Raw genomic sequence first — 13,226 nt, forward strand, 5'->3', positions numbered from 1 at the left:
GGCCAGAACGGCACAAGGAGCAACAGCATGTCTTTCAATATCGGCCTTAGCGGTCTGTACGCAGCCAACAAGCAACTGGACGTCACTGGCAACAACATCGCCAACGTCAACACCACAGGTTTCAAATCGTCCCGTGCCGAGTTCGCCGATGTCTACGCAGGTGCCAACCGCCTGGGCGTAGGCAAGAACCAGGTCGGTAACGGTGTGCGCCTGGCCGCGGTTTCCCAGCAGTTCACCCAGGGTGACGTGAACAACACCGGCAACGTGCTGGACATGGGCATCCAGGGCCAAGGCTACTTCGTACTGTCGGACAACGGTTCGATGGTCTACACCCGTGCCGGCGCCTTCCAGAACAGCAAGGACAACTACGTCGTCACCTCCGATGGCCTGCGCCTGCAAGGTTATGCGGCGGATGCCAACGGTACGATCAAGAAGGGTGTGCTGACCGACCTCAAGATCGATACCTCCGCCCTGCAACCCAAGGCCACCAGCCTGATCGACCAGGGTATCAACCTGAACTCGTCGGCCAAATCCATCCCGCTGCCTTCCACGCCGCCGGTCGCAGGTGAGATCGTCTTCGACCCGACGGACGAAACCTCGTACAGCAAGTCGTTCTCGACCAAGGTCTACGACAGCCAAGGCAACGAGCACACCATGGAGCAGTTCTATCGCAAGACCGATACGAACGAGTGGACCATGTACACCCTGATCGATGGCCGCAACCCGATGGACCCGACCACCGATACCCCATTGACGGGCACCATCAGCTTCAACAGCGATGGCAGCGTGGCCTCGATGACTACTGACACCACCGGGCTGCCGGCGGGGGCGGAGTGGAGCGTGACCAACAACACCTTCACGCTCAAGGGCTGGATTCCAGCCACTCAGGATGCCAGCGGTAACTGGATCGCCAACGGTTCCACCGAGAACACCACTGGCATGCGTCTGTCGATGAACAGCACCACCTCGTACAATACCGAGACCGCGCGCATGTCGCAGTCCCAGGACGGCTACGCCACCGGCATTCTCTCCAGCCTGAGCATCGACTCCACGGGTGTGCTGTTCGCCAGTTTCAGCAACCAGCAATCCCGGGCCATTGGCCAGGTGGCGCTGGCCAGCTTCGCCAATGACCAGGGCCTGCAGCAAATCGGTGGCACCCGTTGGACGGAAACCTATTCCTCGGGCATTCCGGGCATCGATTCGCCGAAAACCGGTACCCTGGGCAGCGTTGAGTCCAACTCGCTGGAAGCCTCCAACGTCAACCTGACTCAAGAACTGGTCGAGTTGATCAAGGCCCAGAGCAACTACCAGGCAAACGCCAAGACCATCTCTACCGAAAGCACCATCATGCAGACCATCATCCAGATGACCTGATGATGACGCGCTGGGGCCGTCGAGCGGCCCCGGCGATCTGGAGCACCCATGAACAAGCTGGCCATCCTGTTGCTCGCCGCCTTCTACCTGTATCAGGCCCACGCCGGCACCGCGCCTTGGTGGCGTTGGGAAAGCCAGGCGGACGGGCGGCTGGTGTGTTCGCAATGGCCGCCGGGGCAGGGCTGGAAAAAATTCGCCGGCCCTTACAGCAACGGCGGTTGCCGCGAACTGTAAGCCGTTGCCGCTATCGGCAAACCGGCGCCGGATAACCGGCGGCAGGCAGCTGGCAAACCCTGAAAAAGCCCGTGAATACGGGCTTTTTCATGAATTCGAAAAGTTGGTTCGGAACTTGCTTTAAAGCCTGCACAGCAGCGGCGAGCGGCAATCGATCGTCAGTGCAGCGGAGGATGACTGTGGACAAGATGCTTTACGTGGCCATGACCGGCGCCAGCCAGAACGCGCTGGCGCAAAAGGCCCACGCCAACAACCTGGCGAACGTTTCCACCAATGGCTTTCAGCGTGATCTGGAACAGGCACGCTCGATGCCGGTGTTCGGTGACAGCTTTCCGTCGCGGGCATTTGCCATGACCGAGCGCCCGGCTACCGACTTCAGCGAAGGGCCGATGGTCGAGACCGGGCGTGACCTGGACGTGGCGGTGAGCGGCCAGGGCTTTATCGCCGTGCAGGCGCCCGATGGCAGCGAAGCTTACGTGCGCACCGGCAGCCTGAACATCGATGCCCTTGGCGTGCTGCGAGCTGGCAATGGCATGCCGGTGATCGGCAACGGTGGCCCTATCGCCATTCCACCAGAGCAGAAAGTCGAAGTCGGTGCCGATGGCACCCTCAGCATCCGCTCGATGGGTGAAGGCCCGCGGGTGATGGCCGAAGTCGACCGTATCAAGCTGGTCAACCCGGACATCAAAACCATGACCAAAGGTCTGGATGGCTTGATTCACACCCAGAGCGGCCAACCGGCGGCTGCCGACGTCAATGTGCGGGTGGTGTCGGGCTTTCTGGAAGGCAGCAACGTCAATGCCGTCGAAGAAATGACGTCGGTGCTGGCGCTGTCCCGCCAATTCGAGCTGCACGTGAAAATGATGAACGCGGCCAAGGAAGGCGATGAAGCCATGGCGCGTGTTTTGCAAATCGGCTAACCAACTGTGAACGGGTGCCGTAAAACAGGCGCACGAGGAGAATACTGATGCTTCCGGCTCTTTGGGTCGCTAAAACCGGCCTGTCCGCCCAGGACACCAACCTGACCGTTATTTCCAACAACCTGGCCAACGTTTCGACCACAGGCTTCAAACGCGATCGCGCCGAATTCGCCGACCTGTTGTACCAGATCAAGCGTCAGCCTGGCGCGCAGTCGACCCAGGACAGCGAGCTGCCATCGGGCCTGCAGGTAGGTACCGGTGTGCGCATCGTCGGCACCCAGAAAAACTTCCAGACCGGCAGCCTGCAAACCACCGAAAACCCGCTGGACATGGCGGTCAATGGCCGTGGCTTCTTCCAGGTGCTGCAGCCCGATGGCACTGTCTCCTATACCCGTGACGGTACTTTCCATCTCAACTCCGATGGCCAGATCGTCACTGCCCAGGGCTTCGCTCTGGAGCCTGCGGTGGTGGTGCCCAACGATGCCCAGACCTTCACCGTCGGCCAGGACGGCACCGTGTCCATCACCACTGCCGGTAACCCCGCAGCACAGGTGATCGGCAATATCCAGACAGCCGACTTCATCAACCCCGCTGGCCTGCAAGCCATCGGCGACAACCTGTTCCTGGAAACCGCTGCCAGTGGCGCGCCGCAGGTCGGCACACCAGGCCTTAATGGCTTTGGCACCACCTTGCAGCAGACACTGGAGAACTCCAACGTCAGCACCGTTGAAGAGCTGGTGAACATGATCACCACCCAGCGTGCCTATGAGATGAACTCCAAGGTCATCTCCACCGCTGACCAGATGCTGTCGTTCGTCACGCAACAGCTCTGAAGCGTGGTCGCTGCAAGCCTAAGTGCAGGTTCTACTCCCGTTACACCGTGAGGTATGTGTCATGAAGCGTCTGTTGTCTGTGTTCGCCCTGGGGGGGGCGGTGGTGTTGGCTGGTTGCGTCGCGCCGACGCCTAAGCCGAACGACCCGTACTATGCGCCGGTTCTGCCGCGCACCCCGCTGCCGGCGGCTGCCAACAACGGTTCGATCTACCAGGCCGGTTTCGAGCAGAGCCTGTACACCGACCGCAAGGCGTTCCGTGTGGGTGACATCATCACCATCACCCTCAACGAGCGCACTTCGGCGAGCAAGAACGCAGGGTCGCAGATTCAGAAAAACAGCAAGGCCGACCTCGGCTTGACCTCGCTGTTCGGGGCCAACCCCAATACCAACAATCCGTTCGGCGGCGGCGACCTGTCGCTGTCGGCCGGGTACAGCGGTGACCGCACCACCAAAGGCGACAGCAAGGCGACCCAAGGCAACACCTTGACCGGCTCGATCACGGTCACCGTGGCTGAAGTGCTCCCTAACGGCATCATCGCCGTGCGCGGCGAGAAGTGGATGACGCTCAACACCGGCGAGGAGTTGGTGCGTATCGCCGGGCTGATCCGTGCCGACGATATCGCCACCGATAACACCGTGCCGTCCACCCGTGTGGCCGACGCGCGCATTACCTATTCCGGCACAGGCTCCTTCGCCGATGCCAGCCAGCCCGGTTGGCTGGACCGCTTCTTCATGAGCCCGCTTTGGCCCTTCTGAGTACGGATGAACATGTTCAACCTAAGGCAGCTGATTGCCGCGACCCTGCTTCTGTCCTGTGCGTTCGGAGCCCATGCCGAGCGCCTGAAGGACATCGCCAGCATCTCTGGTGTGCGCTCCAACCAGTTGATCGGTTACGGCCTGGTGGTGGGGCTCAATGGCACGGGTGACCAGACCACCCAAACCCCCTTCACCTTGCAGACCTTCAACAACATGCTGTCGCAGTTCGGCATCAAGGTGCCGGCAGGTTCGGGCAACGTGCAGCTCAAGAACGTCGCCGCCGTGTCGGTGCATGCCGACCTGCCGGCATTTGCCAAGCCAGGGCAGTTGGTGGACATCACCGTATCATCGATCGGTAACTCCAAGAGCCTGCGTGGCGGCAGCCTGCTGATGACGCCGCTCAAAGGTATCGACGGCAATGTCTACGCCATCGCCCAGGGCAACCTGGTGGTCGGCGGCTTCGATGCCGAAGGCCGTGACGGCTCCAAGATCACCGTCAACGTTCCGTCGGCCGGCCGCATTCCTGGCGGAGCATCGGTCGAGCGTGCCGTGCCTAGCGGCTTCAACCAAGGCAACAGCCTGACCCTGAACCTCAACCGCCCCGACTTCACAACAGCCAAGCGCATCGTCGACAAGGTCAACGAACTGCTCGGCCCAGGTGTGGCCCAGGCCGTGGACGGCGGCTCGGTACGGGTCAGTGCGCCCATGGACCCAAGCCAGCGCGTGGACTACCTGTCGATCCTCGAGAACCTGGAGATCGACCCTGGCCAGGCCGTGGCCAAGGTCATCATCAACTCGCGTACCGGTACCATCGTCATTGGCCAGAACGTCAAGGTCTCGCCGGCGGCGGTGACCCACGGCAGCCTGACCGTGACCATTACCGAAGACCCGATCGTCAGCCAGCCGGGGCCGTTCTCCAATGGCCAGACGGCAGTGGTGCCGCGCTCGCGGGTCAATGCCCAGCAGGAAGCCAAGCCGATGTTCAAGTTCGGCCCTGGGACCACCCTGGATGAAATCGTCCGTGCGGTGAACCAGGTGGGCGCAGCGCCCAGCGATCTGATGGCCATCCTCGAAGCCTTGAAGCAGGCCGGCGCCTTGCAGGCCGACCTGATCGTGATCTGAGGACGCCGCCGATGAATTCGAAAAGCCTCGTCTCCAGCCACGCCGACAGCGGTGCCTACACCGACCTGAACCGCCTGAGCTCGCTCAAGCACGGTGACCGCGACAGCGATGCCAACGTGCGCAAGGTGGCCCAGGAGTTCGAGTCGCTGTTCATCAGCGAGATGCTCAAAGCCTCGCGCAAGGCCAGCGATGTACTGGCCGACGACAACCCGATGAACAGCGAGACGGTCAAGCAGTACCGTGACATGTACGACCAGCAGTTGGCCGTGAGCATGTCCCGCGAGGGTGGTGGTATCGGTTTGCAAGACGTGCTGGTGCGCCAGCTGTCGAAGAACAAGAGCACGCCGGTCAACACCAGCCCGTTCCCACGTATCGAGGGCAGTGCGCCTGCGCTGTGGGGCAACAAGGTGGCCGAACCTGTGCACGCCACCCAGGCCGCTGCCACGCGTAATGACGTCGCCGCGCTCAATGCCCGGCGCCTGGCGCTGCCGGGCAAGCTCACCGACCGCCTGCTGGCCGGTATCGTGCCTTCGGCCACCGGCCCGGCCGCGACCACCAATACGGCAGCCGTGCCGGCCCGTGACGGGCAGCAAGTGGCTACCGCTATCGCCGTTCCCGACAACGGCCTGCGCATTACCGGCCGCGCGGTGGCGCAGCCGCCGCTGGCACCGAAGAAGGCCTTCGCAGGCAGCGACGAATTCGTCGCCACCATGCTGCCGATGGCTGAGCAGGCTGCCAAGCGCATCGGTGTCGACCCGCGTTACCTGGTGGCTCAAGCCGCCCTGGAAACCGGCTGGGGCAAGTCGGTCATGCGCAACAGTGACGGCAGCAGCAGCCACAACCTGTTCGGTATCAAGGCCAGTGGCAATTGGGAAGGCGATTCGGCGCGGGCGATCACCAGCGAATTCCGAGACGGTCAGTTCGTCAAGGAGACGGCGGCGTTCCGTTCCTATGACTCTTACCAGGACAGCTTCCACGACCTGGTAAGTCTGTTGCAGAACAATTCACGCTATCAAGATGCGGTGAAGTCAGCCGATAACCCAGAACAGTTCGTGCGGGAGCTGCAAAAGGCCGGGTACGCCACCGACCCGAACTACGCCAGCAAGATCTCGCAGATCGCAAGACAGATGAAGTCGTACGAGCAATACGCAACGCTCGGTACCACAACGAAACTTTAAGGGCATGGAACCATGGCGAGTCTGATCAACATTGGTATGTCGGGGCTTGGCGCCGCACAGTCGGGGATGTATACCCTGGGTAACAACATTGCCAACGCCGATGTCGATAGTTACTCGCGCCAGCAGAACGTGCAGAAGACCAAAGGCGCCCAGCAGGTCGGCCAGGTGTTCATCGGCTCTGGCACTACGCTGGCCGACGTACGCCGGGTTTACAACGCGTTCCTTGAGAACCAGTTGCGTACCACCACCTCGCTGAGCAGCGACGCCTCTTCGTACCTGAGCCAGATCACCCCGCTCGATACTGCCCTCTCGAGCAGTGACACCGGTATCACAGCTGCCTTGCAGAGCTTTTTCAGCGCCATGCAGGATGCTGCCGCCAAACCGACCGAGGACGCGTCGCGTCAGCTGCTGTTGACCAGTGCGCAGTCGTTGGCCAAGCGTTTCAATACCTTGTCGGCGCAGTTCAACCAGCAGAACAGCGATATCAACGCCAACATGGCGTCGATCGCCGACAAGGTCAACGCCCTGACCAAGTCGATTGCCGACCTCAACGCTCAGATCTCCAAGATGACTGCCATCAACGGCCAGCCCAACGACCTGCTCGACCAGCGCGATGGCGCGGTGCGCGAGTTGTCGTCGTTGATCGGTGCCGATGTGGTCGAGCAAAAGAACGGCAATTACGACGTCTACCTGAAGAACGGCCAGGCCCTGGTACTGGGCAATACCACGCAAACGATCGGTGTCGAGCCTAGCGCCAGCGACCCAACCCGCATGAGCCTGATCCTCAATCGTGGCTCGACCAAGATGGACATCACCAACAGCACCACCGGTGGCGAGCTGGGCGGCCTGATCCGCTATCGCAAGGAAACGCTCGACCCCGCGCTCAATGAGCTTGGCCGCGTGGCGTTGGTAGTGGCAGATGCCATCAACAGTCAGTTGGCCCAAGGCATCGACAAGAACGGTGACTTCGGTGCCACCCTGTTCAGCGATATCAACAGCGCCGCGGCCATTGCCCAGCGCAGCATCGCCCGGTCTGGCAACAGCGCAGGCTCTGGCAACCTCGATGTGACCATCAAGGACACCGGCAAGCTCACCACCAGCGATTACCAGGTGACCTTCACCAGCGACAAGCAATACACCGTGCGCAAGCTGCCAGATGGCACCGACATGGGCAGCTACAGCCTTGACGACGATCCGGCACCGGTGATCGATGGGTTCAGCCTGGCGCTCAACGGTGGCGCCCTGAGCGCCGGTGACAGCTTCAAGATCACCCCGACACGCAATGCCGCAGCCGGCATCGACACTGTGCTGACCGATCCCAAGCGCCTGGCCTTGGCCGCGCCCCTGACGGCAACCAGCGGTTCGGGCAACAGAGGCACTGGCGTGATCACCCAGCCGACGCTGACCTCGGAACTGGACATCTACGATTCCGCGCAACGTTCGCAGCTGCAGACAGGCCTTAAATACTCGACCCCGGTGAAGCTGGTGTTCGGCGATGACAGCACCTCGCCGCAGGCGTACACGATGTACGACGCCAAGGGCAACAGTATCGGTAGCGGTACGATCATCCCCGGCCAGGACAACAAGCTGCAGCTCTCGGTGCCGATGGTCGATGGCGACGGCAATTCGCTGGGCAGCAACTTCACCTTCGAGATGAGCGTTTCCGGTGCTCCCAAGGATGGCGATAGCTATACCGTGGCGTTGACCGGCGCAGGCTCGGCGGACAACCGCAACAGCCAGTCGGTGATCGACCTGCAGACCAAATCCACCGTCGACGTGGGTGCCAATGGCAAGGGCATCAGTTTCACAGATGCCTACGCCAAGCTGGTCTCCAACGTGGGTGGCAAGGCCGGCCAGGCGCAGATGGACAGCGATGCCACGACGGCGCTGCAGAAGTCGGCCAAGGATGCCCGCGACAACCTGTCGGGCGTGTCGATCGACGAAGAAACTGGCAATTTGATCAAGTTCCAGCAGTACTACACCGCGTCGTCGCAGATCATCAAGGCGGCCCAGGAAACTTTCGCCACCCTGATCAACAGTCTTTGAGGAGCCCTAGATCGTGAGCGTACGCATCTCTACCGCACAGTTCTATAACACCAACCAGGCCAACTACCAGAACAACTTCGCCAAATCGGTGAAGAGCCAGCAGGAGGCCAGTGATGGCATCCGCGTTCGCTCGGCCAAGGATGATCCGGTGGGGGCTGCGCGCCTGTTGCAGCTGGAGCAGCAGCAGAACATGCTCAAACAGTACTCGGGTAACATCACCAGCGTGCGCAACTCACTGGGCACCGCTGAAAGCACGCTCAACTCCATCAGCACCATCCTGCAGCGTGTCAACGAACTGGCGGTGAGCTCGGGCAACGGTACGTTCACCGACTCCGACCGCAAGGCCAATGCCGACGAGCTGGCGTCGCTGCAAGACCAGCTGTTCACCCTGATGAATAGCAAGGATGAGAATGGCAAGTACATTTTCTCCGGCTCCAAGGGTGATACCCAGCCGTATGTGCGCAATGCCGATGGCACCTACAGTTACCAGGGTGACCAGAGCAAGCTGAACCTGCAGGTGGGCGACATGCTCAGCCTGGCTGCCAACGAAACCGGTTACGATGCATTCGAGCAGGCGCTCAATACCAGCCGCAGCGAAACCAAGCTGGTGTCGCCAGCGATCGATGACGGCCGTGTGAGCCTGTCCAACGGCCAGGTGTCGGGTAGCTCGACCTACAACGACCGCTTCCGCAGCGGTGAGCCTTACAGCATCGAGTTCACCAGCAGCACTCAGTACAAGATCACCGATGCCAGCGGCAATGATGTGACCCTGGAAGCCAGCCAGGGCGGTAAGTTCGACCCCAAGGGCGACAACACCACCATCAGCTTCCGCGGCGTTGACATGCGCCTGGACATCACCTTCAAGGATGCAGACAAAGGCAACGAGGATGCCGCCATTGCTGGGCATACCTTCACGCTCAGTTCCAAGGCTGATCAGGTATCCGGTACCCGCAGCCCTGGCAACAGCTCCAGCGAGCAAGTCACCAGCGCGACCATCACCGACCAAGCTGCCTACAAGGCTGCATTCCCTACCGGTGGTGCAGTGCTGAAATTCACTGGTACCAACACCTTCGAGCTGTATGCCGCGCCGATCACCGACAGCAGCCGCCCAGTGGCTTCAGGCACCTTGGGAGGGCCGAGCGGTACCACGGCTTCCGCGGCGGGTGTCAGCTTCGAGCTGTCCGGGGTGCCGGCTGCGGGCGATTCGTTCGGGGTCAAGGTCGACACGCATCAGACCCAGAACGTGCTCGACACCATCAGTCAACTGCGTACAGCGTTGAGTACGCCGGTGGACAACGACCCGGTGGCCCGACAGAATTTTCTGGCATCGGTCGATTCGGCCATTGGCAACATCGTGAGTGCCAGCAACCAGGTATCGTCCTCGATCAGCGCCATTGGTGGCCGGGGCCAGGCGTTGGATGTGCAGGCTGAAACCAACGATGCGCTGAACACCGAGAACACCAAGACCCAGAGCTCGATTCGCGAGAGCGATCCGGCCGAGGTGATGCTGCGGTTGCAGATGCAGACCAACATGCTGCAAGCGTCTTTACAGGCTTATGCAAAAGTTGCCGGCCTCTCGCTGGTCAACTACATCTGACAGCCCCCTCGTTATATCCACTCACGCATTGCCTGCCGGTAATGCGTGAGCGCGTTCCCCAAGGTACCTCAACGTGAACCCATCGGCTCTGGTCAGTATCGCCATTGCGGCATTCAATCCTGATTTTCTGCGCAATGCCTTGATGAGCGCGGTCAACCAGGATTACCCGCACTTCGAAGTTCTGGTCTGTGATGACAGTCGTGGCGACGCGATAAAGCTTATCGTTGACGAGGTAATGGCCGAAACCGGCAGACCGATCCGCTACCAGCGCAACCCACAGACACTAGGATTTGCCCGCAATCTGCTGGTGTGTCTTGAGCTTTCGCGCGGCGCGCTGATCAAGTTTCTTTGCGATGACGACCTGTTGTTCACCGAGTGCGTGAGCCTGCAGGCCGCAGCGATGAACAGCCACCCGGACGTGAGCCTGTCGATCTGCCAGCGATTGCTGTGTGCCGCCGACGATGCATTGCTGCCTTCACGGATGCTCAACATGGTGATGTGTCCGGACGATGCCGTGGTGAAAGGGACCGATTTGCTCGATGCCCTGGAGTTGCAGGCACCCAATCTGTTCGGTGGCCTGAGCGGTGCGTTGATGCGGCGCTCGTTGGTGGAGGAGTTTCTGCCCGCGCTGGTCATGGAAGGCCAAGGCTTTGCGGCACGTTTGGACCTGGCACTGTACATCTGCCTGCTACGCCGGGGAAACCTGGGGCACCTCGACCGTTTCCTCTGCCTGGAGCGGCTGCACCCGGCACGATTGAGCCACCAACCCAGCATGACCTTGGCGTTCCCGATCGAAACCGACTGGATCAAGGCAATGCTCGGTGAGCGCACCAGCGAAGCTGCTCCGGCCAAAGGCTGGGTCAGGTATCTGCCTTTCTGCGACTACGTCGACGATGCCAGTGCGCAATGGCAGGAGTATGACCTAAATGGCTTAGGGGCTTTGCAGTGGGCCCGTACACAACAGCAGGTAGGCAGTGATTGCCTGTCTCTGGAGCAGGTCTACAGCCAGTGGCTGGAGTGCCGCGTACTCTCGGACGCGCAGCTGAAGCTGTTGCCCAAGCGCTTTGGGCAATGGCCCTCGCAGCCCAGGATAGTGCCGGTAGTCTGGGCCGATGAAGGCCAGGCATCGGCGCTGCGCATGACGCTCGAAAGCCTGAACGCGCAATCATATCCGGCTGCCACTTGCTGGGTGGTAGGGCCGACGCAGGCATTGGGCGCAGACGAGGCGGGTGTGGAATTTCTGCAATCGCAAAGCGATGGCATGGCGACGCTGCAAGCTCGCCTTCAGCAGGCTGAGGGCGTTGACTGGGTGCTGCTTTTGCGTGCCGGTGACCGCTTGGTCCCCCATGCGCTGGCGATCATGGCCGAACGCATGGTGGTGCGCGACCGTGTGTGCCTGTACATGGACGAAGACAGTCAGGACGCGCTGAGCGAATCCACACCATTGTTCAAGCCCGACTTCAACCTCGACCTGATGCGCAGCATGCCCTATGTGGGGCGCGTGCTCGCATTCAAATGCGATGCATTGCAGCAGGTAGGGGGGCTCAACGCTGACTTCGGGCTGCTGGCTCCCCATGATCTGCTGTGGCGGCTCGCGGAGCAGCATGGCCTCCAGGTGGTCGAACATGTCGATGAGGTACTGGTTCATTGCGCATGGCGTTTCGACGATTGGTTGAGGGACCCGCGCTGCGTCCTGCAGGCACCTCGGGTGACTGACGCCCACTTGCAACGGCTGGGCGTGGCAGCTGATGTCGTTTGCGCTGACGGGCTTGCCCTCTGCCGCGTGGCTTACCAGCACGCAGGTTCTGCCTCGGTCTCGATTCTCGTCACTGTTGGCGACAACCTTCAGGTGGCCAGGCGTTGCGTCGAGTCATTGTTCGAGCACACCGCCTACGGCAACTTCGAAGTGCTGTTGATTGCTGCGCCAAGCGTGCCGACAGAGCTGCGCCAGTGGCTTGAGGCAATGCGCAGCCTTGGCAGCGAGCAGTTGCGGGTGATCGAAGTTGCTCAAACCAGCAAGGTGGCCCAGTTGAACGAGGCCAGCGGCTTGGCGCGCGGCGAGTATCTGCTGATGCTCGATAGCACCTGCGTGGCCTTCGACGCGGGTTGGCTCGCTGAGCTTGTGGCCCAAGCCCGGCGTCCGGAAGTTGGCGCGGTTGGCCCGAAACTGTGTAGCGCAAACGGCACGGTGGTCGGTGCCGGGCTGGTGCTGTCGCTGCATGGCGAAGCTGGCAGCCCGTTTGTGGGAATGCCCGCTGATAGCAGTGGTTACATGCACCGCCTGCAGGCGGTGCAGAACTGGAGCGCCTTGAGCCTGGACTGCCTGTTGCTGCGGCGGGAACTGTTCGAAAGCCTCGGTGGGTTCGACGTCGACCGATTGCAGGGCGGCTTTCAGAATGTGGACATCTGCCTACGGCTGGGAGAGCAAGGCTACCTGTTGGTGTGGACGCCCAACGCCTTGCTGGCTTGCATGGCGGCGGCCAGCGATGGTCACCCAGGTGCGCATGACATACGCGCCCTGAGGGCGCACGACCAGGCAGTGTTGCATGAGCGCTGGCTTGCCAAGCTGGCCCGTGACCCTGCCTACAACCGCAATCTCAGCCTGAAGATGGCAAGCTTCACCCTGGAGCCTGGGCTGCGCCAAGGGTGGGATCCTTTCATCAAGCGTGTGTTGCCGTCGGTGCTGGCGTTACCGGTCAACTCTTCTGCGGTGGGTCACTACCGTGTCTCTCAACCGTTCCTGGGCCTGGAGAGCGCGGGCTGGATACAAGGACGTCAGGATTACTCCATGCCGGAGCTGATCCAGCTCGAGCGCGAAAAGCCCGACGTCGTCATCTTCCAGTACCGCAGCAAAAAGAGCTCGGTCGATGAAATGCAGCGCCTGGTGCGTGCTTCCAGTGCCAGGCATATCTATGAGATCGACGACTACATCATCGATGTGCCCAAGCGCAACGATCACTCGCGCAATATTGCCGGCGACATCCGCGAACTGGTCGCCCGCGGCATCTCGTTGTGCGACCGAGTGGTGGTGTCCACCGAGCCGTTGGCCGACGCTTTGTCGAGCCTTCATCACGATATCCGCGTGGTCCCCAACATGTTGGCAGCTCGGCTCTGGGCAGGGCTTGCCAGCGAGCGCCAGACCACGGCCCGACCGCGGGTGGGCTG

10 protein-coding genes are annotated in these 13,226 nt (G+C 61.3%); all 10 read left to right on the plus strand.

What is annotated here, in order from left to right:
- Positions 1 to 27 precede the first annotated feature (27 nt).
- A complete protein-coding gene (gene flgE / locus J5M56_RS18010) occupies positions 28 to 1,374 on the plus strand; it encodes a flagellar hook protein FlgE (protein ID WP_186478793.1) in 1,347 nt (448 codons plus the stop codon).
- Positions 1,375 to 1,422: 48 nt separating this feature from the next.
- Positions 1,423 to 1,608, plus strand: a complete 186-nt coding sequence (locus J5M56_RS18015) for a hypothetical protein (RefSeq protein WP_207937474.1) — start codon at positions 1,423 to 1,425, stop codon at positions 1,606 to 1,608.
- Positions 1,609 to 1,787: 179 nt separating this feature from the next.
- Positions 1,788 to 2,528: a flagellar basal body rod protein FlgF gene (locus J5M56_RS18020; RefSeq protein WP_060476945.1), complete on the plus strand. Its 741-nt coding sequence runs from the start codon at positions 1,788 to 1,790 to the stop codon at positions 2,526 to 2,528.
- 47 nt (positions 2,529 to 2,575) lie between these two features.
- Positions 2,576 to 3,361 (plus strand): flagellar basal-body rod protein FlgG, encoded by a 786-nt coding sequence (flgG, locus tag J5M56_RS18025; RefSeq protein ID WP_060476944.1) that lies wholly within the window; start codon positions 2,576 to 2,578, stop codon positions 3,359 to 3,361.
- A 61-nt stretch (positions 3,362 to 3,422) separates the two neighbouring features.
- On the plus strand, positions 3,423 to 4,118 hold the full coding sequence (flgH, locus tag J5M56_RS18030; RefSeq protein WP_060476943.1) for a flagellar basal body L-ring protein FlgH: 696 nt from the start codon (positions 3,423 to 3,425) through the stop codon (positions 4,116 to 4,118).
- Between the two features lie 12 nt (positions 4,119 to 4,130).
- Positions 4,131 to 5,240, plus strand: coding sequence for a flagellar basal body P-ring protein FlgI (locus J5M56_RS18035; protein WP_060476978.1), 1,110 nt, complete (start codon positions 4,131 to 4,133; stop codon positions 5,238 to 5,240).
- Positions 5,241 to 5,251: 11 nt separating this feature from the next.
- Positions 5,252 to 6,418, plus strand: a complete 1,167-nt coding sequence (gene flgJ, locus J5M56_RS18040) for a flagellar assembly peptidoglycan hydrolase FlgJ (RefSeq protein ID WP_060476942.1) — start codon at positions 5,252 to 5,254, stop codon at positions 6,416 to 6,418.
- A gap of 12 nt (positions 6,419 to 6,430) precedes the next feature.
- Positions 6,431 to 8,464, plus strand: a complete 2,034-nt coding sequence (gene flgK / locus J5M56_RS18045; RefSeq protein WP_207937475.1) for a flagellar hook-associated protein FlgK — start codon at positions 6,431 to 6,433, stop codon at positions 8,462 to 8,464.
- Positions 8,465 to 8,477: 13 nt separating this feature from the next.
- The gene (locus tag J5M56_RS18050; protein ID WP_186478795.1) at positions 8,478 to 10,061 is read left to right on the plus strand and encodes a flagellar hook-associated protein 3; all 1,584 of its coding nucleotides are present in this window, start codon (positions 8,478 to 8,480) and stop codon (positions 10,059 to 10,061) included.
- Positions 10,062 to 10,134: 73 nt separating this feature from the next.
- A partial coding sequence (locus J5M56_RS18055; protein ID WP_207937476.1) for a glycosyltransferase family 2 protein occupies positions 10,135 to 13,226 on the plus strand: 3,092 nt, incomplete at its 3' end.

It is taken from the genome of Pseudomonas sp. 51_B, from assembly GCF_017491595.1.
GTDB classification, from domain to species: Bacteria; Pseudomonadota; Gammaproteobacteria; order Pseudomonadales; family Pseudomonadaceae; genus Aquipseudomonas; species Aquipseudomonas promysalinigenes.

Bases quoted from the DNA above. Each gene is read 5' to 3' on its own strand.
- J5M56_RS18015 (WP_207937474.1), top strand. From the start codon at position 1,423: ATGAACAAGCTGGCCATCCTGTTGCTCGCCGCCTTCTACCTGTATCAG.
- flgG (WP_060476944.1), top strand. From the start codon at position 2,576: ATGCTTCCGGCTCTTTGGGTCGCTAAAACCGGCCTGTCCGCCCAGGAC.
- J5M56_RS18035 (WP_060476978.1), top strand. From the start codon at position 4,131: ATGTTCAACCTAAGGCAGCTGATTGCCGCGACCCTGCTTCTGTCCTGT.
- flgJ (WP_060476942.1), top strand. From the start codon at position 5,252: ATGAATTCGAAAAGCCTCGTCTCCAGCCACGCCGACAGCGGTGCCTAC.
- flgK (WP_207937475.1), top strand. From the start codon at position 6,431: ATGGCGAGTCTGATCAACATTGGTATGTCGGGGCTTGGCGCCGCACAG.
- flgH (WP_060476943.1), top strand. From the start codon at position 3,423: ATGAAGCGTCTGTTGTCTGTGTTCGCCCTGGGGGGGGCGGTGGTGTTG.
- flgE (WP_186478793.1), top strand. From the start codon at position 28: ATGTCTTTCAATATCGGCCTTAGCGGTCTGTACGCAGCCAACAAGCAA.